19 protein-coding genes are annotated in these 25,843 nt (G+C 34.6%); 7 read left to right on the top strand and 12 right to left on the bottom strand.

Going from position 1 to position 25,843, the window contains the following annotated elements; genetic code table 11:
- The first annotated feature begins 140 nt into the window (after window positions 1-140).
- Both BW983_RS02185 and BW983_RS02180 read left to right on the top strand, forming a co-directional pair.
- On the top strand, window positions 141-1,430 hold the full coding sequence (locus BW983_RS02185) for a serine hydrolase domain-containing protein (protein WP_228408933.1): 1,290 nt from the start codon (window positions 141-143) through the stop codon (window positions 1,428-1,430).
- Between the two features lie 71 nt (window positions 1,431-1,501).
- Window positions 1,502-3,013: a serine hydrolase gene (locus tag BW983_RS02180; RefSeq protein WP_076549576.1), complete on the top strand. Its 1,512-nt coding sequence runs from the start codon at window positions 1,502-1,504 to the stop codon at window positions 3,011-3,013.
- Between the two features lie 102 nt (window positions 3,014-3,115).
- On the opposite strand, the gene BW983_RS02175 is transcribed toward BW983_RS02180, so the two are convergent.
- The 5 genes from BW983_RS02175 to BW983_RS02155 form a co-directional block, all read right to left on the bottom strand.
- Window positions 3,116-3,634: a DUF2911 domain-containing protein gene (locus tag BW983_RS02175; RefSeq protein ID WP_076549573.1), complete on the bottom strand. Its 519-nt coding sequence runs from the start codon at window positions 3,632-3,634 to the stop codon at window positions 3,116-3,118.
- Between the two features lie 37 nt (window positions 3,635-3,671).
- On the bottom strand, window positions 3,672-5,363 hold the full coding sequence (locus tag BW983_RS02170; RefSeq protein WP_076549571.1) for a sodium:solute symporter family protein: 1,692 nt from the start codon (window positions 5,361-5,363) through the stop codon (window positions 3,672-3,674).
- 100 nt (window positions 5,364-5,463) lie between these two features.
- The gene (locus BW983_RS02165; protein WP_076549568.1) at window positions 5,464-7,968 is read right to left on the bottom strand and encodes a PIG-L family deacetylase; all 2,505 of its coding nucleotides are present in this window, start codon (window positions 7,966-7,968) and stop codon (window positions 5,464-5,466) included.
- A 463-nt stretch (window positions 7,969-8,431) separates the two neighbouring features.
- Window positions 8,432-9,172: a hypothetical protein gene (locus BW983_RS02160; RefSeq protein WP_228408932.1), complete on the bottom strand. Its 741-nt coding sequence runs from the start codon at window positions 9,170-9,172 to the stop codon at window positions 8,432-8,434.
- 576 nt (window positions 9,173-9,748) lie between these two features.
- Entirely contained in the window at window positions 9,749-10,393 is a 645-nt protein-coding gene (locus BW983_RS02155; RefSeq protein ID WP_076549565.1) for a hypothetical protein, read from the bottom strand.
- A gap of 548 nt (window positions 10,394-10,941) precedes the next feature.
- On the opposite strand from BW983_RS02155, the gene BW983_RS02150 reads away from it, so the two are divergent.
- Window positions 10,942-12,066 (top strand): helix-turn-helix domain-containing protein, encoded by a 1,125-nt coding sequence (locus BW983_RS02150; protein WP_076549563.1) that lies wholly within the window; start codon window positions 10,942-10,944, stop codon window positions 12,064-12,066.
- A 155-nt stretch (window positions 12,067-12,221) separates the two neighbouring features.
- A complete protein-coding gene (locus BW983_RS02145) occupies window positions 12,222-13,274 on the top strand; it encodes a serine hydrolase domain-containing protein (RefSeq protein WP_076549560.1) in 1,053 nt (350 codons plus the stop codon).
- A 39-nt stretch (window positions 13,275-13,313) separates the two neighbouring features.
- On the opposite strand, the gene BW983_RS02140 is transcribed toward BW983_RS02145, so the two are convergent.
- From BW983_RS02140 to BW983_RS02125, 4 genes are all read right to left on the bottom strand, one after another.
- A complete protein-coding gene (locus tag BW983_RS02140) occupies window positions 13,314-14,750 on the bottom strand; it encodes a S41 family peptidase (RefSeq protein ID WP_084184267.1) in 1,437 nt (478 codons plus the stop codon).
- 62 nt (window positions 14,751-14,812) lie between these two features.
- The gene (locus BW983_RS02135) at window positions 14,813-15,898 is read right to left on the bottom strand and encodes an alpha/beta fold hydrolase (RefSeq protein ID WP_076550783.1); all 1,086 of its coding nucleotides are present in this window, start codon (window positions 15,896-15,898) and stop codon (window positions 14,813-14,815) included.
- Window positions 15,899-16,282: 384 nt separating this feature from the next.
- The gene (locus BW983_RS02130) at window positions 16,283-16,477 is read right to left on the bottom strand and encodes a cold-shock protein (RefSeq protein ID WP_076549558.1); all 195 of its coding nucleotides are present in this window, start codon (window positions 16,475-16,477) and stop codon (window positions 16,283-16,285) included.
- 49 nt (window positions 16,478-16,526) lie between these two features.
- Window positions 16,527-17,645 (bottom strand): DEAD/DEAH box helicase, encoded by a 1,119-nt coding sequence (locus tag BW983_RS02125; protein WP_076549556.1) that lies wholly within the window; start codon window positions 17,643-17,645, stop codon window positions 16,527-16,529.
- 444 nt (window positions 17,646-18,089) lie between these two features.
- Between BW983_RS02125 and BW983_RS02120 the strand changes: the two genes are divergently transcribed.
- A complete protein-coding gene (locus BW983_RS02120; protein ID WP_076549554.1) occupies window positions 18,090-19,037 on the top strand; it encodes a beta-1,6-N-acetylglucosaminyltransferase in 948 nt (315 codons plus the stop codon).
- Window positions 19,038-19,164: 127 nt separating this feature from the next.
- Here BW983_RS02120 and BW983_RS02115 read toward each other — a convergent pair whose 3' ends face one another.
- The 3 genes from BW983_RS02115 to BW983_RS02105 are packed head-to-tail and all read right to left on the bottom strand — an operon-like array spanning window position 19,165 to window position 24,004.
- Window positions 19,165-21,729, bottom strand: a complete 2,565-nt coding sequence (locus BW983_RS02115; protein ID WP_076549552.1) for a hypothetical protein — start codon at window positions 21,727-21,729, stop codon at window positions 19,165-19,167.
- A gap of 2 nt (window positions 21,730-21,731) precedes the next feature.
- Window positions 21,732-23,150, bottom strand: a complete 1,419-nt coding sequence (locus BW983_RS02110; protein WP_076549550.1) for a phage tail protein — start codon at window positions 23,148-23,150, stop codon at window positions 21,732-21,734.
- A 2-nt stretch (window positions 23,151-23,152) separates the two neighbouring features.
- Complete coding sequence (locus BW983_RS02105; protein WP_076549548.1) at window positions 23,153-24,004, bottom strand: signal recognition particle receptor subunit alpha; 852 nt, start codon at window positions 24,002-24,004, stop codon at window positions 23,153-23,155.
- A 462-nt stretch (window positions 24,005-24,466) separates the two neighbouring features.
- Here BW983_RS02105 and BW983_RS02100 point away from each other — a divergent pair, with 462 nt between their 5' ends.
- On the top strand, window positions 24,467-24,979 hold the full coding sequence (locus tag BW983_RS02100) for a hypothetical protein (RefSeq protein ID WP_076549546.1): 513 nt from the start codon (window positions 24,467-24,469) through the stop codon (window positions 24,977-24,979).
- 63 nt (window positions 24,980-25,042) lie between these two features.
- Complete coding sequence (locus BW983_RS02095) at window positions 25,043-25,831, top strand: PhzF family phenazine biosynthesis protein (RefSeq protein ID WP_076549544.1); 789 nt, start codon at window positions 25,043-25,045, stop codon at window positions 25,829-25,831.
- Window positions 25,832-25,843: the final 12 nt, after the last annotated feature.

Genomic DNA, 25,843 nt, shown 5'->3' with positions numbered 1-25,843 from the left:
GATTTTTCTTATTATTAACAACTGTTTTATTTACAAATACGCTTTCTGCCCAAGCGTTACATAATTCCAAAGAAACAAAAAAGATACATCAAAATTCGATTGAACAAAAAGCAGTCTATATCAATCAAATTGATTCTTTAATGACAAAGTCCTATGAAAGAGGTTTATTTAATGGGAACGTCCTTGTCGTTAAAAATAATACGATTGTTTATAAAAAATCATTTGGTTTTACAGACGAAACACAACAAACTCCTTTAACCGATAAATCAATATTTAACCCAGGCTCTATTGCAAAGGAGTTTAATGCGGTTTCCATCATGATTCTAGTGGAGCGTGGTCTTCTTAATCTTGATGACCCGATTTCCAAATTTGATTTGGGATTGCCGAAATGGTCGGAGAAAGTAACCATACGTCATCTTATTAATTATGCAAGTGGTATTCCTCGAATAGAGTCAGGGCTAACCATCGTCAATGATGAAGGCGCTTGGAATATTTTGAGAAACAATGATACTTTACTTTTTGAACCAGGAACCGGTTACAGGTACGACAATGGTAATGTGTTTTTACAGAGAAGAATCATTGAAAAGGTAACTGGAATGTCTTTTCAGCAATTTGTCACTAAAAACATAATTAAACCCTTAAAAATGACCAATTCGGTTTTTGAGCCAGAATTTGGTTATAAAAACCGAACCTCTTGTTATGATATGGACAAGGTCCGATGCCCGGAATTGAAATTTATAAGTGGCTGGCTTTGGGTAGATATCAATGATCTTTATAAATGGATTGAAGCCATGAATTCTAACCGTTTAATATCCAAAGAATCCTTTCAAACTCTGTTGAATAACCCCTATGCAAAAGATGAAGGCGGATCACTTGGCAGATACTTTGAAAAAGAGGATCTACAAAGACACAATGGGGTTTCTTATAAATTTGAATCCATCTTTTTAAACGATTTTAAAAATAATATTACGATAATTTTATTGTCCAATAATCTCAATAGAGTTTGGGATTTAGGTCATATTATTCACAATGTGATGTTAGGAAAAGAATACGAAATTCCTAAAAAATCTATTTACCAAGCTATAAGAAAAGAATCTCTCAACGATGTAAATAAAGCTATAAAGACTTACTATTTACTTAAAGAAAATTCTAAGAGTGAATATAGCTTTGAGAATTCAGGTGAACTCAATAAATTAGGATATGAATTACTAAGACTTGAAAAAATCAATGAATCCATAACAATATTTAAATTGGCTACCAATGAGTTTCCTAAAAATGCTAATCTTTTCGATAGTTTAGGAGAAGCGTATTTTACAGATAAGCAATACGATTTGGCATTAGAGAGCTATAAAAAAGCAATCAGTCTTGGCGGAACCAACGGGAATGCAGAAAAAATGATAGAAAAAATTGAGAAAGAAACAGGAAAGTAAAACAGGTATAAATGTAATAACATCCTTTTTTTAATTGTCTTATAAATATGAAATCAATTAATTATTTCTAAATGAAAAAAATACACCTAATCCTACTGCTTTCTTTATCGTTGAATGTTTTTGCCCAAAATGTTAAGGATAAAATAAAATCATTCGAAGACAATCTGCTCGGTTGGGATACATCGAAAACAAAAAAATGGACGCTAAAAGAAAGAATGGCTTTCTACAATATGAATGCGGTGAGCATTGCAGTCATAAAAGATTATAAGATAGAGTGGACAAAAGCTTATGGTTATGCGGATGTTGCAGAAAACAGAAAAGCCACCCCACAAACACTTTTTCAGGCAGCATCTATTAGCAAGTCTATCAATAGTCTCGGTCTTTTAAAATTGGTTGAACAAGGAAAATTAGGATTGGACGATGACATCAATGATTATTTAAAAACCTGGAAATTCCCATATGATTCGCTTTCAAAAGGTAAAAAAATTTCTATTGCAAATCTGTTGAGTCATAAAGCTGGTTTATCTGTTCACGGATTCGGAGGTTATCAAAAAGGGAAAGAGCTACCTACCATACTACAAATTCTCGATGGGCAAAAACCTGCCAACTCTCCTGCGGTGAGGTCTGTGTTTGAGCCCAACCTTAAATTTCAATATTCAGGGGGTGGGACAACCATTTCACAATTAATCCTTGAAAACACTACAGGAGAAAAGTATGAAGATTATATGTTGAAAAACGTTTTGACCCAATTAGGAATGAACGAAAGTTCTTACCATCAACCTCCTTCTTCAGATAAAGAAAAATTACTTGCAACGGCTTATAACAATGGAAAAGAAGTAAAAGGTAAATATCATATTTATCCTGAAAAAGCCGCAGCCGGTTTATGGACTAACCCGAATGATTTGGCAAAATACATCATTGAAACACAGTTGTCATTATCAGGTAAATCAAATAAAGTTTTATCTAAGGAAATGTCCGTAAAAAGAATTGAGAATAATTATGGGGTGTTTCTGAATGATTTCAAAGGCACAAAATATTTCGGACACAGTGGTGGAAATGAAGGCTTTGTGTGTTACTATATTGGAAGTCTTGAAGACGGAAACGGTCTGGTTATAATGACTAATGGTAATAATTTTAAACTAATAGATGAAATTCTTTTAAGTATTGCCAGTTTGAACCAATGGAAAAATTATCCCATTCAACCTCAAAAAGAATCCATTGCCTTAACCATTAGAAAAGAATGTTTAAAAAATATAGACAAAGGAATTCTGTTGTACCAAGAACTGAAAAAGAATAATCCAAATGACTACAACTTCTCCAATGAAAATGAGCTCAACGGGCTTGGCTATGAATTTCTAAAAGATAATCAATTAGATGCAGCACTTAAGATTTTCACCTTAAATGTCAATCAGTTTCCAAAGTCAGGAAATGTGTATGACAGTCGTGGTGAAGCTTATTTTAACAAAAAAGAATACACATTGTCAAAAAACGATTATCAGAAATCATTGGAACTTGATCCAACCAATCAGAATGCAAAGGAAATGATTTTGAAAATCAATCAACTTTTGAACACTCAAAAATAAATTATACTTTTTAAGATTTAGTGACCTTAATTTTGAAACAATATCAAAATTCTAAACAAAAAATCCCGGGTTAACCGGGATTCTAATTTATTATATTTACATTTATTTGATCTCTACAGGAACTGAGATTTTATCCCAATCCATTGTAAATCCATTACTGTTTATTTTATACACTAAAGTTTCCTGTGTTGCTGGTAAAGCTTTTGTTTTAACATCCACACGCAAAGCATCTTTAGCTTCTTGGTATTTATAAGCACCCCATTGTTTTGGATCTTTGTTAAAGATTGCAGTCCAGGTTCCGCTTTGTTTAGGGATCAGGAAAAAACTGTATTTACCTGCCGGCAGTTTTTTACCCTGAACAGTAATATCTTTATCCGTTTCAAAAGTAGTTGCTTCATTGGCTCCTGCACGCCAAACTTTATCATACGCTTCTAAACCACCCCAGATTGTACGCCCTTTTACAGAAGGACTACTATAAGCAATTGTAATGGTAGCATCTTTAATTTTTCCTGTTGTAGTAGCCGGAGGGCTTGCTGGTTTTTTAGTGTCCTGTGCAAAGGCATTCATAGAGATTGTCATTGTAGCAACAAGAACAGCTGCAGATTTAATAATGGTTTTCATAATATTTTTAATTGTTTGTATGTTTACTATAATTCATTTACGAATTTACTACTTTCCGCTTATAAAAAAGTAACCCGATTGCCGAAAATATAATAACTGCTGCAGCCCCAATTACATTAAGCCAAAGGAAAGAAACAATATCGAACTGATAAACGGCAATAACGGTAATTTCTGATAATATTGCAGCAATAAACACATTGGAACCGTTTATTTTTTTATAGTAAAATGCAACCAAAAAAATCCCCAATATCGGGCCGTAGAAAAGAGAGCCTAATACATTAACCGCTTCAATAAGAGAACCCATTTGCGTGGCAAACATGGCAACACCGATGGAGAAAATCCCCCAGGCTAACGTGTGCAGACGACTATACTTCAATTCGGTGGCATCATCAGGAATTTCTTTTTTAAATATCAAATGAACATCTTTTAATGAGCAGGCTGCAAGCGAATTCAGCGCTGCGGAAATTGAGCCCCAGCTGGCTAGAAAAATAACTGCAAACAATAAACCGATCATTCCTACAGGCAAAGTATTTTTAACAAAATACAGGAAAATGTAATTCGTATCCGTTTTCTCTGCATTATAGTTTGAGCTATTAATAGCCTCCTCTACCTTTCCGTGCAATGCTTTTACTTGAGTTTGTGTATTTTTAAAATCCTGAATTGTTTTATTAAGCTGAGGAGAATTATTCTCTTTTAACTTTAAAATTTCTTTCGATTCTGCATTAAATTTTATTTGTAAATCCTGATGTTCTTTTTCAAAAACTGCAGCCTGTTCAGGTTTTGTTTCCTTTAAATATTGATAAGAGCGTTCATTAAAATAAATTGGAGCCGGTTTTAGAGAAAAGAATGCGAAAAGCAAAGCACCGATCAAAAGTATAGCAAATTGCATCGGAATTTTAACCAATCCGTTCAGCAGCAAGCCCATTTTTGCATTGGTATTGTCTTTTGCCGTAATATATCTCCCGACCTGACTCTGATCCGTACCGAAGTAAGAAAGTGCCAGAAAAAAACCGCCAATCAAGCCGCTCCAAATATTGTATTTATCTTTCCAATCGAATTCTGTGGTGATTACATTAAGTTTTCCGGATTTCCCCGCCAGATACAGTGCATCATTAAAACCAATTCCATTCGGCATATTCTGAATAAGCAGATACCCTGCAAAAGCCATTGTTCCCAGAATAATAAGAAACTGTAATTTTTGAGTATGAGCGATCGCTTTTGCACCGCCAACATAGGTGTAAATCAACAGAATACCCCCAGTTAAAACATTGGTTAAATAAATATTCCAGTTTAAAACGCTTGATAAGATGATACTCGGAGCGTAAATACTGATTCCCGTTGATAAGCCTCTGGAAAAAAGAAAAAGCAGTGAAGTGAGCACCCTTGTTTTCTTATCAAAACGGTTTTCTAAATATTCGTAAGCTGTGTAAACATTTAAACGCTGAAAAATCGGAATGAAAGTGATACAGATAACAATCATTGCCAATGGCAAGCCAAAGTAATACTGCACGAAACGCATTCCGTCTGTATAAGCCTGTCCCGGTGCTGAAAGAAATGTAATGGCACTTGCCTGTGTAGCCATAATCCCTATCAGCACAATGTACCAAGGCATTTTATTATCTGCTTTCAGGTAGGATTCGTTGCTTTTTTGACCACGACCAATGAATACGCCGTAAACCACCACTGCAACAAGTGTAAAAATAAGAACTGTCCAATCTATAGTACTCATGCCCAGAATTTAGTAAACCAATAATAAAATGCGATCTGCAATACTAATGCAACGGCTAATAGTATATACCAGATATTCCAATTTTTAAGTTGCTTGTTCATTAGTCTTTCTGTGCAGATAAAAAGTTAAAAAATAAACGTGCAGCCCCAACATTTCCTGCAGGTAACTGTCTGAAAAATGCCAACGGTGTGTAAATGAAATTACCTTTCCCGTATTTGGCATATAAAGTTGATCCCTGAAGAGGCTCTTCATCCGTATCGTGCATTTCAAAAAGCGGTTCATACGCAGCGTCCCATTGAGCAGGGAAATAAGCACCACGTTCCTGTATCCAGCCTTTAAAGTCATCTGCAGTGATTTTGTTTGGAAAGTTCAGTAGTTTATGATTTGGATTTAAAATCTTAACTGCTGCATTTTCTTCGGTAACACGCTTATTGGCAATGCTGAAATTGTACATTCCCAATTTGTCAACGGTTGTATCCTGGTTGGTGTTATACTGCATCACCAAATTACCTCCGGCTTTTACATAAGACCATAAAAAAGGTATCCATCGACCTAATTTTTTCTCTGTGTTGTTTGCACGAACACCAAGTACAATAGCATCATATTGCGATAACTTGTTCTGATTATCGTTTCCAGTAGATTCTTCTATGTTGCCATAAAAATCTTCGTCTTTCAAAACATCTACCTGAACACCAGCAATACGTAGGAAATCAGGGATGAAATCGCCAGCACCTTCTATATAACCCACTTTTTTTACCTTCGCCTGAATATCTCCTTTCATTACTACAGCACTGGCAGGCGCAAAATATTGTAAGGTGGGTAAATGTGGATACTGAATTAATATTTGTTTTTTATTATAAGTAACTCCATCTGCAACAAAATTGGCATCCAATTGTAAGCGAGATGAATGTATTGTGGCAAGTTTAGTTTTTGGAATAACGTAATCGATGGTAGTATCTTTTCCATTGAGTGAACTTAAATCAGCACCGCCTAATCGTTCTCCGTTATACATCAGGTTTACTTTAGCATTACTGATTTTTTTGCTGGAATTAACCTTTACATTTAAGCTCAAATGTAAATCTTCATTTTCTCTTGCTACATAAAGAGGTTGTGTAAATTTCAGTTCCATTGCGGGAACAATACGCAAAGCTTCGACCACATCACCACGCACCGGATCTAATTTCTTAAAAGATAAAGGAAGCTTAACCTGAAACTTTTCTGAACCGATTCTTAAACCAAGCAAAACATTCAGTGGTGATTCTGCCTCAGGTAAACCGATTAAAGTATCATTCGGAACAGAGAAAGTTGCTGCATTTACAGGAGATTTTGCCAGCCAATAAGGTTCTGTGAGTGCTGCATCTGTAGGAATCTGCACATCATGCTGAATGGTAATTAAAGAATCTTTTGATAGTTTTCTATTGAAGCTTTCTGATTGATTTAACCATTTTACATCTTCTAAAATGACAGGATTCGTAGCTCTTGAAATCAAATTTAATCTGAAATTGTGTTTATCTCCGGCAACAGCTTCAGCCTGATTGGTAACCACTTCGCCCATAAACCCGGCACAGCTTAAAATGATGTTGTCAAGAGATCTAATTTTATCTTTTTTCAGATCTGTATCTTTTAGCTCTGTAACCTTTTTTCGCAAAGCCAGCAAAGCAGGTAAACTAAGATCAGGATTATTGAAATTGAAAGCGGAAATAATTTTATCTAATGATTGGTCTATATCAGCATTTCCTTGTGAAGTCCAGGTTTTAGTTACTCCGTCAAAAAGTGTTGTTTTTGCAGGCTCACCAATAACGTGTGAAAAGTATTCAGTTCTGATGCCGGCTACAGACTGTGTTCCCGCACCCTGGCTTTTATGTAAACTTCTGCTTAATCCCGCCAGTTCACCATACCCCATTCCCAGTTGTGCATCATATTGCCCAACGGTAACTTTCAGTTGATTTTCAGCTGTTGTATTCACCCCGCCAAATCGGAAAGTATTCCATAATACGCGTTTTGGCTGCCATACATTTACATATTTCAGTTGATCTGGGAAAGCAGTTTTATCGCCAGCCAGCTTAAAAGCTTTTTCCGCCACCACAGCCGAAGCCGCATGTTGTCCGTGCCCTGCCGCAGCAGTAGGAGGAAAACGACAAATTATAACATCCGGGCGGAATTTACGGATTGTCCAAACAACATCAGCTATAATGCTATTTTCATCCCATTGTTTAAAGGTGTCAGTAGTATTTTTAGAGAACCCGAAATCAATCGCCCGGGTAAAAAACTGTTGGGCTCCGTCTAATTTTCTTGCTTCTAAAAGTTCATGCGTTCTGATTAAACCCAATGCAGCACCTTGCTCTGTGCCTAATAGATTCTGCCCACCATCACCTCTGGTTAAAGACAAATAGCCAGTTTCCACATTTTGATCGTTGATTAACCATGACAGCAGTCCCGTATTTTCATCATCGGGATGAGCCGCAAGGTATAAAACTTTAGGCAGCTGTTTAAGGGTTTTGAGTTCACGGTAAATTTCAGATGATTTGGAGGGTCGGACCTGTTGTGCCGAACAAAAAACCGTATAAAATCCAAGGATAAATACAGTGCTTACTTTTTTGAACATTTAATTTTACTTTGCAGAGCAAATATAAGTAAATCATCTTTCTTTCAATAGTAAAAGAATCAGACTGTGAATTTCATAAAATTAAATAAACATTGCTGTTCATTATCTATGTATAAATAAGAGTTTCAAAGAAAATAAAAACTGCATAAAGACTGTTTAAATTTTCTTTGAAAAAATGGATATGTCATTATCAATCTTTTGCGCCTCCTTTATGATTGATTTTTTTTTGCCACGAATGCACAAATTTCACAGATGTTTGTAAATATTTTTTCTCACGCAGATTTTGCGGATGATGCAGATTTTATGGATAGACTAAACCTTATAGGTTTTAATATGTGTGAGTTTTAAAACCTATAAGGTTTGATCTGATAATTCCCAAAAGATCTCAGATTGTTATGGGAAAAAAATCTACTCAAACTATCTAATCAGCGAGAATTTAAAACCACAAAATCTAAAAAGGTTCTTATATTTTTCTAATTGCATTCTGTGTAAGATAGATATAATTAAACATGCAAAACGTTGCCACCGCCCCACATGTATGCCATAAAAAGTGTGTCCCAAAACTAAACCATTCCCATTGATCAACAATGCGGAAAGTAAGTGCAAGAACAAATGACAATAAAGCAAAGCCTACCCATTTGCCAGCTATCCATTTGGTATAGATTAAATAACTTAATACCGAAAAAAGCACAAATGAAGCCATGATTGCATAATTTACGTTGATAAAGAGAGAAGTGTTATCTGCCAACATCCAATTCCTCAAACCCAACATAAGTACTATATAGGCGAGAACCATTACAACAGCATAGTACCATCTGATACTCTGAGCTAAAAAATATAACCCAGCAGACAAACAAAGCAACATAATAGGCATCCAATCCATCATGATAAATACCGACCATTGTCTGAATGAATGGTAAACAGTTCCCCCTATAGCACCAATATATAATAAAACTAAGCAGTATGTTAAAAAAGGATATTCTTTAACGTTTCCTTTAATTTTAATGGTCCAAAAAATGGCTAAGATTAAAAATAACAGAGCAGTTATTGCATTGAATGGCTCAGGGAAAAATTGAGCCATATCAGTTTCTTTATATAGTATTCCTCCGTCTGGAGGGATTTGGTTTATTGGCATTGTCTTTTTTATATCATATTTGTAGGCATGCTTAGAGTACAAAATACAAACAAGCCATTTTCTAAACATTCGTAAATATATACTAATATACTTTTAAATATAGACAAAATTATGGCTTTATATATCTGGATGTACCCGATTATATTTTACAAAAATGTTAATTATTCTCTCACCACTCAATAGATCATATTTGAAATTACTTTTTGATTAAAAAGATGAATGTAAAGATTTATTATGAATGAGGAGAGAAACCTTAACAGAGCTTTTGAGTTCTGTTAGGGTTAAAAAAATCTGCGGCATCTGCGAGAGAAAAATATCCACAAGATCTGTGCGATCTGTGGGAACCAATAATACAAGCAAATTCATTGGAAATTATTTTTAATTACCGCAAGGGTTTTTATTTTGATATTCTTGATTCGATGAAGCGGACGTTTTAGCGGTACACGTAATCATCAACGAATTTGTAATGCTTTGCCCACTTTGATAAATCACCCATTTTCTTTTCTCATAAACCAGCTAAAGAGAATAAATATGATATTAAAGAAAATTAAAACAAAAATTCCAACTTTCGCTGAGATTTTTAATCAAAACAACCTACAATTCTCTATTATTGCAGGATTTGCCTTATTTTTCACCAACTCCTTTCTACGGTTTTCCACCTTGCTCAACCGGTAGTTTCTGTAGAATTTGTATTGCCCCGGTCGCTGTATTTCCATAGAGCTGAATATAAATATCATCACCATTTTGCCTTCTTATGACATACACTTTTACGGGTTCATTCCAATAATCTATAGAGCCTTCTTCACCAAAATATTTGGCTTCTTCTTTTATTCTGTCAAGCTCTTTCTGAGAAACTTTACCATCAAATATTTTTACACCACCTACTTTTGTAATAGCATCATCATAGCTTTTCAAAAAATAGGGCAACGACCATTCTTCTGTATTACTTTTCTCATTTATAACATAAGTTTTCCATACTTTTCCTTCTATTTTCGTCATTACACCTTTAAGTGGAAAAAACAGCATGTCATAACTTCTTTGTACTGGTTTATTTTGGAAATCCAGTCCTTGGGGAAAACTGAAAAAGGGTAATTCACCCACTTCAGCGCTGGAAACCGGTATTGAGTTGATATCAAATTGAGTAATTTCTTCCGGAGATTTTTCTGCAGCTCTGTTATCTTCTATGGCAACAGTATCCTGTGCAGTATTTGTTTTTTGTTCAGACTTTTTGTTACAAGCAGCAAGCAAAGCACCTATTGATAGAATAATCAACGTTTTTTTCATGTTCATAATTTAGTTTTTTAGTGTATAATTTTTAAAATAAGGAGAAATAAAACAGTATTAACTTTTATTCATAAGCATTGTCCTTTATATTTTTATACTGTATTATCTTCTGCGACACTAACTTACAAATAATATACGAATGGAAAGTACCTAGATTTAAGGATTTTAGCAATTTAAAAGATAGTGTACTGATGATATACTTTTCTGAAACAAAGTTTTTATTTTTGAAACTGCTGATTTTTAAGGGAGCAAAGCTGAGAATCAACAAAGTTAATTCGTTGAAGTCTATGGATGGATATACCTCTTTCCGCCCTCCGAAGTATCCTGACTTTGGGGTACTTTAAAAGAAATGATGTTATTTTATCAGCTCAAAGTCGGGAGACTTTGCGTAGCGGACCAGCATCAGAATAATAACACTGTCTCATTTTTTTATTAAGTCACAAAAGATTTTTTAAACACTAAAGTTATTTTAAGTTAATTGCTCAACTGAAAAATTCTTATCAAAAAAGTTCATTTTTCTTTATCACTTATATCCTATTTTTGTAAAAAAACTAATGGACAAATTAAGTTTTCTGGAAGTTATTGCTGCGATTGCTGTTTTTGTATCGCTGTTGCTTTCCGTGTTTTTATTAACGGTAAAAACAGAAAGAAAACTGGAAAACAGATTATTTGCAGCGTTCCTTATCATTAATGCCATTGATATTAGCGGAATTTTTATGCATCTTTTTGTGGAGAGTTATAATCTGAAAGCTTTCAAAATATCTGCTTACTTATTGGTAATGCCTCTTTTCTATCTGTATGTGAATGCCGTTTGTTATTCTGATTTCACCTTAAAAAGAAAGCATTTACTGCATTTAATCCCTTTCATTGTTGCCAATTTAATTTTAGTGCCAAGGCTTTATCTGGCTGAAGGTGCTGCTAAAGAAGATTTCTTTACAACAATGTGGAACTCTCCTGAAATGTTTGTGTATCAACTTATCGGAGAACTGCAGTTTTTCTTTTATATCGTTGGTGTATTCATGATCCTTAAAAAATATAAGAAGATTTATCTTGAAAACTACACCAATCCCAACACCTTGCTATACAAATGGCTGTTTCAGCTTACCCTCATTTTCTTATTCATCCATGTATGTATTATTTTTAAAAATATCATACGATATACAGCATGCAACGATCTGTTTATCTGGCTGCATATTCTGGCAGGAGCTTCCTTTTTATTGGCGGCATGTTGGTTTATCTTAAAGGCATTAAATTATCCTGAGCTTTTTCGAAGAATTGATTCTACCCTACAACTGACAGAAAATTTTGCAGAAACACTGGAAACTGAAAATAAAACCGATGAAACAAAAAGCATTCAGATTGAACAGCTTAAAAAATTCATGGTTGAAAAAGAACCTTTCCTGGAGCCTTCATTAACGATTCAGGAATTGGCAGATCAGGTGAATATTCCTGTTCGTGAGTTGTCTGTTTTAATTAACCATCACCTCAATCAGCACTTTTTTGATTTTGTGAATGAATACCGCATTAAAAAAGCAATGACCCTACTGAAAGATCCCACAAAAAAAGAATATACGGTGTTAGAAATCTTATATGAAGTGGGGTTCAATTCAAAATCTTCTTTCCATACTTCATTTAAAAAATATACGAATCAAACGCCAACAGCTTTCAGAAACAGCTGATAAATAATCAATTGTAAATAATCGAACTTTGGATTGCAGATAATCGGACTCATTTTAATCAATAAAATGAGTCCGACTTTTTTATACGGACTCTTTTCAGGATTCTCTACAGCATATTTGCCTCAGATTATGAATGTCAAATTAAAATTCTGACCATGAAATATGTAACCCTTATTTTATCTTTTGCCTTACTGAGCTGTAAAAGTATTCATCCAATCCATCAACAAACTATTGAAAACGCCATTACAAAAAATGCTCTTCAGTTATTAGAGGACAAAAGATTTCATTCTGTGTCTATTGCAGTTCTTAAAGATGGAGAATCCACCATACAACATTTTGGAGAATTAACGATTGGAAAAGGAAACAAACCCAATGATTCTACCCTTTATGAATTAGCTTCTGTAACCAAAACTTTTACAGGTTATATCGCCGCTAAAGCCGTACTTGATAAAAAACTCAATCTAGAGGATGATATCAGAATCTATCTTGATGAACCTTATCCCAATTTAGAATATAAAGGTGAACCTATAAGAATCAAGCACCTCATCACCCATACCAGTGGATTTCCTAATTTCCCTATAAAAAGCGAAAATAAAAAGGCTTTTTTTGAAGGATTAAAACTCATCAACATTGAAACGAAACCAGGAGAAGTCTATTTCTATTCAAACACAGCTCCAGAGTTAACCGCCTATATCCTTGAAAAAGTATATCAAAAATCTTTTGAGGAACTAGTCATTGAATTTATTTTAAAGCCCAATAACATGATCCAAACCAAGTTTACACTTAATGAAAATGATAGAACAAAACTGGTGAAAGGCTACAACGATAAAAACGAGTTAATGCCCAACTTCAACAGAACTTTATGGGGTGGGATTTCAGGACTACACTCTACAAGTACAGATTTGGTGAAATATATGAAACTGCAGCTTGACCCATCCAATCTTATTGTCAGTGAATCTCATAAAAAGTTATATAAAGAAGGCTCTGATTTTTGGGAAGGTTATCATTGGTACATCATAGAAAATGATCATCAATTAATGTATAGACATCACGGTGGTATATATGGAATGCAAAATTGGTTTGTGATCTACCCTAAACAAAATATGGGAATATCCATATTGACCAACACCAGCTTTAATGAAACAGGAGAGATTTTAGAAAAAGTAGTGAATAACTTGTATGATGACATCATGAAAACAAAAAAATAAAAAGCACATGGCAGTGCCTTCAAAATACACTTCAAATCTCTAGTATTGGTATTGCTTCATCACAGAATCCATTTGTCTGTCAAATCCTGTCCTCAGATCATCTGGTTCTGTTTGTATTTCAACGTCCGGCTTAATTCCTTTTGGATCATTGATGAAATGGGGAGTTCTCATTCTGTATTGAAAAGTAGGGATCCAGACCAATGTTTTGGAATAAGGTAAAACAAAAGCCTGTCCGCCCGCATTGCTATAATTACTCCCTTGTGAATATTCCCCGTAAAATTTCCCGATTTTATATTCTCTCATCAATGCTAACAGATGCCCGGTAGTTGAGAAACATCCGCCGTTGATCAAAACACTGATCTTCCCTTTGTAAAAATTAGATTTATTTTGCTGGAGTTTAAACCACCAATCTGTACTGTTGGTTTCTGTGTAACAGTTCAATCCGTCTTTGAGTTTTGTTTCGTTCAGGTTTATTTCTTCAATATTGTCCGGATATTGAGCATAATGTTTCCAATCTTTTACGCTTTTATATTTTGCTCCCATATAATCAAAATAGTAATAAGAAGTACTGCTTAAATATGAAAACAAGTAGTTGGCAATATCTGCAGAACCGCCGCTATTATCTCGTAAATCGATAATTAAGTTTTTAGTTTTTAAACTGTCTAATTGTATAAAAAAGCGATCTAATTGTTTCTCTGCAATTTTTCTGTCTGCCTCATTATACCCATTTTCAAATGAACGAAATTTTAAAACAGCTAAATCATTTGTCCGGAACTCTGTTGTTAAAGGTGCTGTTTTTTCTGCAATACTACTGGTATAGGTTTTAAATGGCATTCCCTTAAATATTTCTTTCAATTTATGATTGCTACGGTCTGCATATTCAATTTCAAATTTTTCTGTTTGATTATAAATAAAATAATAAAAAGGGAAATTACTGAATCGTGCATTTAACCCTGTTTCATTTCTGCCTTCAAGATGTATGTATTGTTTTATTTCATTCACAACAACATTGATGTCTTTCCCATTTATTTTTAAAATTCTCAATCCTGAATATTCTTTATTTTCCTGAGATGATTTATCCAGATAATAATGATCCTTAATTTTATAGATGCTGAAAGGAAAAACCAATCTGTCATTGAGTAAACCAATAATTCGCCCCCTATCAACGGCTGTATGTCCATCTTTAATTTTTGCCATTAAAGTGGCTGTTAATTTATAATATTCTACAAGGGAAAGATCTGTTTTTATGGAGTTTTTTAAAGAGGAATACGTTGTATCAAATTCATTTTTTGAACAGAACATAAATTGCCCTGGATGAATAGTATTTGTTAAATGATAGAGTTCCGAAAACTCAGCAATAACGCTGTCTTTTTTCAGTGACTTGTCAAGCAGTCCTTGCTTTTTAAATTCTGTATTTTGCCCATGAACAATATTGATGGTAAGCAATAAAAGTGGTAATACTATTTTTAACTTCATCTTACATGTCTTCTTTACCCTACAACTATAAGTGATCAGAATATTTTTGAAAAGTGGAAATCTCATTTGATCAGCTTGTTGTTTAATAAGAATGTTTTAATGTCCTTCACTACTTCATTCGGGCGTTCATCTTTTACGCCATGCCATGTGTTTTCATACACCTTGTGAACGATAAACGGTTGGTGTTCATTTGTAAGCTTATCATTTTCTTCTTTAAAATCAAACCAATCATTCTTACTGACGGGATCGAGAATAAGTACAGGCTTATTCAGATTTCGATAAATAATTTTAGGATCTAGTTGATGTGTTGAAGCCCCGAAAGCCGTTTTAGAAGTAAAAGGCGTGTAAATAATGGCGATGTTTTCTTCTGCGGAATTTTCACCGGTAAGTTCTTCTGCACCTGGATTTATTTCATATTTTCCATTTGTATTTTTCTTGATGCGTGCATAAGAAGTGAAAATTTCTTTTTTCAGTTTTTCATTTTCTTTCCCTTTTATTCCCCAATTGTTATACATAAACCAATATGCATCAAACTCATTATCAAAAATCATTTCTTTTTTGTTTACATAATATTGTTTGGTTTCTTCAATATCTTTCACAATGTTAGCCGCCTTTGCCTGAAAATCCCAAGCTACAGACCCTCCATCTTCTAAAATAAGCGCCTGAACCATTTCCGGATAAGAATTATAAAATGCTGAACTTATGGTACCTCCTCTGGACCAGCCTCCAATAATTGCTTTTTTGATCTTCATCTTATCCAGAAGAAATTTGATGTCATCTGCAACGTGATAAATAGAAAGGTTCTTTTGAGAAATGGGTGTAAATCCGTGCCCGTAGTAATCAATAGCAATTACATGCAAATTCATTTTTACCAATTGATCTATAATTTCGTACAATTCATATCCATTGCTATACGTTCCGGGAATCCAGACAAGGGTTGGATTTTTTTTATTCCCCCACTCCAAATAATGCATTTTTACATTATTGGTCTGAATATAATTTCCGTGCTGTTTTTCGTATTTCTCAAATTCAGGCTTTAAATTTTGGAATACATTTCTTTGTGCTATGGAATCTGTGGAAAGATTTGTTTGCGATTTTGCCGATAAATACACAATGAAAGAAAGCAATAGAATGATATTTCTTTTCATAATTCGCATGTTTTTGCTTTGTTTTGGTTTGTCGTGGTTATTAGTTATTTTACGAAACTGTATCGATCAATCGTTTATGTTTCATAGGAGCAATATAATGATTTTTTCAAGTATCATAAAGCTAATTTTATTGTTCGGTTCATTTTTTCACTTGCGGTACAATCAGAATACATAACTCTCTTGCCTAATATTAAAAAACCTCTTACATGTGTGTAAGAGGTCAGTGAACATAATGAAAATAAAAAGTAATGTATTTATATTAATGTCCGTTCAAACAATATATCCAGACGAAATGTATGGATTCTTAATTTGTAAAAAAATATAAAATTATGAAACTGAAATTGCAAAAAATTGTCTTTTGAAATATTTACAATCATGTTTAAATTATGCCAATTTTACATTGACAGCATTTAAACCTTTGTCACTTTTTTGTACATCAAAAACTACTTTATCGTTTTCACGAATTGAACTCACGCTCAATCCTGAAGAATGTACAAATATATCTTTACTCCCATCTGCTGGAGTAATAAATCCGAAGCCTTTTGCTTCATTGAAAAATTTTACTGTGCCTTGTTGCATTGTAATTATTATTAAAATTGAATATTATGTTCTGTAAACTCTACAGAATTTATTTATAAAATGATCTGACCGGAACTGTAAATCCGATCAGTTTTTGAATATTCTTGAGATCTGCCCGCTCTTCTGTATCACAAAACGAAATAGCAGTACCTTCCGCTCCTGCTCTTCCTGTTCTCCCAATCCTGTGAACATAGGTTTCCGGGATATTGGGAAGTTCATAGTTGACGACATTAGGAAGGTCATCTATATCAATACCTCTTGCTGCAATATCTGTAGCTACCAACACGTTAATTCTGCTGTTTTTAAAATCATCAAGAGCATTTTGTCTTGCCGCCTGTGATTTGTTTCCATGAATAGCCGCTGCAAAAATCCCTACATTTTCTAACTGTTGAACAAGTTTATTCGCGGCATGCTTGGTACGCGTAAACACTAATGATCTGACGGTATTTTTTTTCTGAAGTATATCTATCAGCAAATCTGTTTTATCTTGTTTCTCTACAAAATATACGGATTGCTTCACAGTCTGTGCAGTTGAAGATACAGGCGTTACAGTAACTTCTACGGGGTTATTCAGAATTGTTTCGGCAAATTTCTTTATACTTACCGGCATGGTTGCAGAAAAAAACAGGGTTTGTCTTTTCGAGGGAATTAATTTTAAAACCTTTTTTACATCATTTACAAATCCCATATCAAGCATTCTGTCTGCTTCATCCAAAACCAATATTTCAATCTTCGAAAGATCTATATGTCTTTGGTTCACCAGATCCAGCAATCTTCCTGGGGTTGCTACAAGAATATCTACTCTTTTTCTCAGTGCCGCAAGCTGACCGCCTATTGAAACGCCTCCAAAAATAGAGAGTTGAGACAGAGGCATGTATTTGCTATAGACGCCAAAGTTTTCTTCTATCTGTATTGCTAATTCCCGGGTGGGAGTAAGAATTAAGGTACGTATTTCTTTATGTTCAGGGCTATGTCTTTTCAGTAACTGGAGTATGGGCATGGCAAATGCAGCTGTTTTTCCGGTTCCTGTTTGTGCACATCCTATGATATCTTTCCCTGCCAGAATATGTGGAATTGCTGTACGCTGTATTTCAGTAGGTTTGGAATATCCAGCCTCTGTTACAGCACGAACAATTGGATTGATTAAGTTTAAATTTTTAAAGCTCATTATAAATTCCGGTCTTCCGGTAATTGGTAAGCAAATCTGTTTATCAGAATTTGAATTGGTATAAGGATAAACAAATAAAGATGACTTTCCCGGTTTATCATTTTGCTTGCTTTACCTGTAACAATATCATTAAATATTGTTTATGACCAGCAATAACGTATCGCTCCTATTGATAGTAGAACTTTATAATCTTTAATTTTTCACATAGGGAAATTAAGATTATAAATGGGTAGCTGAAAAAGCAAAACTGGAAAAGAAAATTGTGATTTTAAACTATTACAGAATAGCAAAGGCAGTGACCTGTTTTTTATAAATGTTCTGCAAACCTACGATAAAAAAAGCAAACAAAACTATATTTAATTAATTGATTATCAAAAATTTATTTATACCTTCCGCACGTTAACCGAATTATTTGCAAACGCGGATGATTTTAAGCTTCCCAACATGCAAACAGCCTTTCCCCTATCCAATCCCCAGACCCAGACCTTGCAATCTTATGCGACACCGTATATAAAAATTGCCTATTTTATTATGGTACATCATAAGCCTCATGTATTCAAGGCGATGTTTCAGAAAATTTATACAAAAGATCAGTTTTACCTTATTCATATAGACCGAAAAGCTCAGCCAGCTTTTACAGAAGAGATACAGCTCTATATAACAAAATTTCCGAATGTCTTTATTTTAGATAGTCTGAATATTGTTTCAGGAGGCTTCAGTATGATCCAGGCAGAGCTTAACGCAATGGAATTTCTCTTAAATGCAAGCAGAGAATGGGATTATTTCATCAATCTGAGTGGGGAAGATTATCCTCTGAAATCTCAACCCATCATCCGTAAATTTCTTACGGTTAATAACGGTCGGAATTATCTATTCTATTATGACCAGAAATTTTACAGACCGGATACTCTTAAAAGAATACAAAATCATTTCACTGAATTAGCCTATATAATTTCTTCTTTCATTTATAAAAGAGAATTTATGAAAGGAGTGGTTCCTTATATTGGAGGAAAGTGGTTTATGTTTACACGAGAAACCTGCACATTCTTAACGAGTAATAAGAAAGTAATGGATTTTGAGGATTACTACCTTCATACTTTTTTACCTGCTGAATCATTTTTCCAGACTGTTCTTATGAACACATCATTTAATGATATTATTGTGAATGACGATAAAAGAGCAGTATTCGAGAAATCAATATTTCAGAACAAGCAGGATACACTGAATTATATAGAGTCTCTGAAATCCAGCAATCAGCTTTTCATCAGAAAAATAAATAATAAAACGGACGAGGACATCAGAAGTTATATAGAAAACACCTTTCTTCTTCCCTTAACGGAAATTGATGAAGTGGAAAGAGAATTAAGAAGGGATAACCGGCAAAATAATTAGTTTATTTCATAAGCGACTGTTGAGTGTATTATATCAAAAATGCGCCACTTAAAAAATGACGCATTTATACTTATTAATAACTTTTTATCTGTTCTAATCTGAGAAATAAAAATGTTAGAATATTTCTTTACGGAATAAACTTACATGCTTGCTCTCTCTCTATGATTATTCTTCGTGATTCTGTCACATATAGCCTAAGGAAAGATCCACCACTAATCGTATATATTCTGTTTCCAAATAACTGAAGGTCCATGTAACCATTATTTTGATCAAAATTATAAATGACAATCTGTTGTTTTGGATAGAGTTCTTCTAAATTAACAGCCATTTTCATAGATTGACCAATAATATGAATAAGCCTGTTTTTATCATTTATACTCAAATAACTGGTATTCATTTCATATTCGCGCGGTTCTAATCTGATGGCATAATATTTATCAGATTGATCATTTACAATTTCATTGGTAAGAGTAGCTAATCTACCATTGGGAATAAAAATTGTATCAGGGTTTTCCTCTTTGGATTTAAAGTTTCTACTTGCTTTTACGGAGCCTTCTACTGTTAGCTTATCTTCAATATTAGCTTCCATTCCCATTCCGAAGGATTGGCTTTTCCAATTAAAGTTTAACCCATCAAATGTTTCGTGTTTAGAGCCATAAAAATAATATTCATCCTTTTTTACAGCTACCAATCTACTTTCTGGTTTATCTACAATACCTGACCCCAAAGAATTATCTGCAATTAATAAACCTGATCCTGTATGTATTGTGAATTCTGAATTGAGCTGTATCCCATTCTGAGCCATATAATTCCATTGCTGAATATTTGCGCCGGAAAAATCTCCATCTGTCCAGAATTTATACCATGTTTTAGACCATCCTCCATCAATTCCTTTTCTCATTTTCAGCATTGGAATCCCGGAACCATTCCCTCCTGTCTGATTGGCAAATGCTAATTGATAAGATGAATCTCCTGTAGAAGCTGTTGTCCCATCAAAAGGAGCGTAAGTCATTACTCCTGCATAATTTCCAGCTGCTTTCAAACCTGCACTACCTGCATTTATAAAATCAAATCTGACTCTTCTGCCGGTTGAATTAGGTGCAATATCATCCGGATTTCTTGATCCGTCTCTTGATGTTACAAAAAAGTTGGTAAGATTAACAGAATTATTTCCGCTTATTTCTAATTTTTGTCCTCCTTCAATTTCAGGATCTGCATTGAGCTGAATCTGGTTTTTGTTTACAGCATGGGTTCCCAGTGTTCCATTTGGGATAACAGGACTTTTTGTAAAAGTATTGATATTTGTAAAAGACTGAGGATCATTAAGCTTGGCATAATTGGTTAACTGAGAATTTAAAGATACTTGTGTTACATAACCTAATGAACTAAAGTTTCCTTCATGAAATAACATCCATGATTTAGATCCATCTGCACTTTCAACCCTCGGATCCAGCTCATTATTTCCTCTATTAATATAAACACCACCGCCGGCTTTTTTATAGATCTTACTGTCACCATAAAGATTAATTCCGGTATTATCCTTATTAAAATTAATATTTCGTTCTGAATAAACTCCATTGACATCAAATGTATAGATGGAACCAACTCCCGGATAATTAAATTGAGTATTAGTGGTTGTTTGAAATACCATATTGGACAAAACTGTATTTCCCAGAAGCAACATATTTCCCTGAGAACTGAATACCTGACTTCCCGCCAGACTATTTGAACCCAATGCCGATATATTACCATTTAAAATTCCGTTCTGGGAATATCTGATATAAGCTCCATTATCCTGGTTTCCCGGAACTCTTAATATAACCTGATCTCCATTATTTCCATCCCATGATGTAGACAATAATTTTTTCTGAGCATATGAATCTCCAACTGTAATTAAATCAGATATTGCACCATTAAAATGGATGGTTTCATTCTTAGCATAGAAAGCTTCTTTTATTCTGGAAAACACCGAGCTGTTTACTTCATAAATCTCCGCAAAAGCTAAGCTGAACTCCATTGCGGTATTCGGACCGGTAACATATACATGACCTCCATTTGAAAAGCTGGTTCCGGTTCCACATATCACTGCTCTCACATAAGTTTCCCATTTCCCAGTCCCGGCTTTTGAGGTTAACCAGTTGACCGAAGCATTGGCTCCCATGTAATTTTCAGCATTATTAAATGTATATCCCACAGGAAGTTTAGCCATAAATTTTTGAATAAATACGGCATTAGCTCTTGCAATAAATCCAATGATAAATCCACCTAACCCAGGATCAGCTCCATTGCCATTGTAATTGAACCTTAGCTGCATTCCTGATCTATTCGGAAGATTAGCGGCAGCTTCTCTGGTCATCGTTACATTACCATTGCCGGCATTATTATAAATAGCGATATTATTGGTACCGTTTCTGAATTCCTCATCTCCATATAAAGGATAAGCTCCCTGCAATGCAAGATTTAGCAAAGAGATGGGTCCCATCTGTGGATTGGCTACTGATGATCTGTTCCATCCGGAATATATCGTATTCTGAAAACCTACCGTTTTGGTAGAGTCTATGGTCTGCTCTGAATTTCTATTAATATACTCTGTACTATCTAAAGACCCGTCAGCCTTTAAAAACTGGGCAGCTGTACCGCCCGTGACTTTATAACCTTTAGAAGTATTATAATATGCGTATTTTATATCCATGATTAAAGATCTTTACGGGTTACTGTGATGGAAACAGCATTAGGTAAAGCAGAATCAAATTCAATGTCTATTTTATTTTGATCGGTTAATTTTACTCTACCATCAATTCTGTAAAGGGTCACAGTATCATACATTGTAACATCTACATTTCTGCTCCCCAGATTGTGTGCGATACTTGCAGTACCGGAAATAGAAGTAGTGTATGATCTTGATGTATTACTTCCACCTGTTACTCTACCTTTAGCATCTACAGTAACCTGATTATACGTTCCCGCTGTTACCCCTGTTGCAGCTAATGTCAACGCTCCGGTAACATTTGCTGAACCGTCAAAAGTTGTTGTCCACGTAGCATCACCTGTAGCAGAAATTGTTCTCGGTGTGGTTAGTTTGGCAGCAGATCCGGTTGTATTGATGGATGCAGTACCTGTTAATAATGTCGCAGGAACGGCAATAATAGGGACTGTTACGTTTCCAGAACCGTCAATATTCTGTGCTGTTGCGGTAACTCCGGAAAGGGTAATCGTTCTCACCGTAGACCATTTTGTAGCAGAAAGAACATTTTTTGCTGCGTCTGCTGTATTATCTACGTTACTTAAACCTATATGAGATTTGTTTAAGACTACAACACCTGTTATTCCGTTTACAGAATCTACAGCTCCGGAGGTAATATATACAAATGCACTTCCCGTCCATCGGTAAGTTTTGTTAGTATCAAGAGAGACATAGATTTTACCAGTTTCTCCGGCAATAAGGGTGGTATAAGATGCTTCTTTGTAAAACTTCTCGTCTGCAGCTTTATAATATCCTTCTAAAACATCATCCACATAAGATGGCAATTGAGATGCAGGAACCAACCCGGACCCATCTAATGTTGCCACTCCATTTGCAGCACCTTTTTGTAATAATGGGATATAATTAGTCAAATCCGATGAAGTAGGCATAGAACCAAGATTTACAGTAATTCCGTTGACTGTCTGAACAATTCCTGTCACCACATTCCCTGTTCCTGAAGTAGTGACTGGTAAAGAAAATGTAGTTCCGGCTAATGTCAAACCGTTTCCTGCACTATACGTTGTATCCGTAGCGACTAATGTGATTGTATTTCCAGACTGGTTAATTGCCATATTAGCACCAGCCGAAAGGGTAACATCACCTGATACCAAAGAACCTGATGCACCCCCTTTCAGACGGGTAATAGTGTCTGGTGTTGTGAATGATCGGTTTGCTGAGAGATCATAAGAAGTCCCGTTAATTGTTAAAGTTCGTGTTTTAGGTACATAATCGAGCGGATTTAAATTCCCGTCATGCCAAAAAGAACTGATTGCTCTGGTGCCACCACCAGCGGTTAAAATATCATTGTCTGTTTTTCCTTCTATTTTATACCCTACTGAGCTTCGATAATAAGCGTATTTAATGTCCATAATTATATTTTTTTGATTGTTATTTGGATGATGTTTGGTGGTACTGAATCAAATACCACTTCTATAGTATTGTTGTCTATTCTTTTTACTTTGAGAGGAATTGTAAACATGGTCACTGTGTCGTAAGCATCAATCACAAAGCTTAATGTATCCAGATCATGTTTTATTCTGGCATCTCCTCTTATTCTCTCTTCATATCTGATTTTTTCGGAATTGGCTGCATTTTCTATGGTTTTAATTTTACCATATACCACATCATTAAACTGGTTTTGATAAGTGACAGTGCCCCAATTCGAATAGCTTCCGGCAAGATGAACCTTATCATCTGATATGCTTGTGATCATGGTATCTTTAAGCAATTCTACCTGAGCTCTGTTTTCTTTGATATAGTCTACAATTTCCTGAAGGGTATCAAGGCTTACATCATTAGAAATCAGCATTCTGTTAATTTTTGTAATATGTTCAAGCAATTCATCATCTTTTGCCTGAAAAACATTTACAATTTCTCTGATCTGCTCTTTTGTATAGACGTTTCCTATCTCTCCATTTCCGTCTATAGTAGCTGCTAAATTGATTTTTAGTTTTTTCTTCCATTCTTCTACATGGGCTGCAGTAAGATTGGATGCGTTAAGCTTTGCCAGCACTAAATTATGTGCGTTCTGATCTTCAAGATGGCTTGTAAAAGCTGTGAGAGAAAGCATTTTTTTTAAAGCTTCCTGTAAGCCCGTTACCTCATCCATTTTGATTTTTTCATCTAAATGCCGGAACGAAGCAAAGGTTTCCTTAAACTGGTCTTCTGTAGGAATATCTCCTTTTTCGAACCAACTGAAAATTATGTTTAATGGTGTACTCATTTGATTATTGAAATTAGTTTTGATAAAATTGATTCGGGAAATACCTATATTGTTGATAGGTCAATCGGCTTGATTGAAATTTTTGAATAACTTTTGACTATATCCCTACTCCATCAACCTATAAATAAGTGAATTATTGATATGGTTACCATCGCAGGAGCAATTTATATTGCCAATATTTTGTAATTTTTTTGATATGAAGAACATCACTTACATTTTCCCTTACTCTCTCAGAATGATATTGTTCTGTAATTACAATGCTCAAAATTCATTTTTTTTTAATTCATATCAAAGTTTTTTGACCTCCCTATTCTGTAGTTGCAGTAGACTATTCTTAAAAGTGATCAGTATTATGTGAGATATCAGGTAAAATATTATCGTAAACTTTTGTATTTTTAGGACAAAATACATTTTCTACCTGTTCAATGGAAGCGCAGCAAGCATCCACCCTATTATTTATTCATGAAAAAATTAAACCCAAGTTATTTCGAATTCTTCTTTTTCAGATATGGAATCATTGTTGTTTTTATTCAGATAGTTTCCATATCACTGCATATTTACCTCAAAGAAGAAGACCTTGTTTATCTGGCTATTCCAGCTATTTTATGTGTTCTATTTTTACTATTTATCTGTTCATCAGAATATCGGATGTTGAGAAAAAACCTTCCTCCTGCGAATGTTTTTCTAACTGATAACAGTCTTATCATTAATGAAGTTTCTTATTCTTCCGAACAAATTGAAAAAATTAGCTATATGTCTGTAAGAAATACGCTGAACAAATTCCCGGACTATTTTTATGAAATTAAAACCATTGATGGCGTGTATTTTTATTTTCTGGATAAAAGGATGAACTGGAAAGGTGAGTCGCCTACAATGAAGTTATTAAATGCTAATCCTCTATTCTCTTTAAAAACAAAAGAAAAAGAGCAATCCAGTAAGGGGTTTTCAGCATTTCACAAACAGGATAAATTGTAAAAATTTATATTAAGTACTTATTACTTTTATTTACCTTTGTTAAAGACCTAAATTTTCTCAATCATGAAGTTAGAATTATATCAAATAGATGCGTTTACAGAAGAGATTTTTCATGGCAATCCTGCCTGCGTTGTTCCTTTGAAAAGTTGGTTACCCGATGAGATTCTTTTAAAGATAGCCCGTGAAAATGCCGTCGCAGAAACGGCTTTCTTTATAGACAATGGCAACAGCATTCACCTGAGATGGTTTACGCCGGAGATAGAAATGGATTTATGCGGACATGCTACCCTTGCCACGGCTCATTGTCTTGCTTCCATCTTAAATTATGAGAACACCAGAATCGTTTTTGAAACGAAAAGCGGCGAATTGACGGTAGATGTAAAAGACGGATTTTATTATATGGATTTTCCATCAAGAATGCCTGAAGCTTCTACTCTTCCAGATACAATTTCCAAATCACTCAATATACAGCCTAAAGAGGTCTTCAAATCGAGAGACTATGTTTTGGTATATGAATCTGAAGAAGATGTAAAGAATATCCAAGTTGAAAGATCGATTCTTGACCTCATCAATCTGGATCCGGGTGGTGTAGTCGTAACTGCCCCTGGGACTGACAGTGATTTTGTTTCCAGATATTTTACACCGCAATCATCTATTCTTGAAGATCCTGTGACGGGTTCTGCACACTGCTCACTTATTCCGTTTTGGGCGGAAAGATTAGGAAAAGATCAGCTTTTTGCCCGCCAGGTATCGGAAAGAGGTGGTGAACTTTATTGTGAAAACAGGAATGAAAGAGTGATTGTAGCAGGTAAAGCAAGAACTTATTCCAGTGGACATCTATGGATAGAGTAATGTTGTCTTGCA

This window comes from Chryseobacterium ureilyticum (assembly GCF_900156735.1).
In the GTDB taxonomy this organism is placed as follows: Bacteria; Bacteroidota; Bacteroidia; order Flavobacteriales; family Weeksellaceae; genus Chryseobacterium; species Chryseobacterium ureilyticum.
This window is presented reverse-complemented; position numbering and strand designations above follow the sequence as displayed.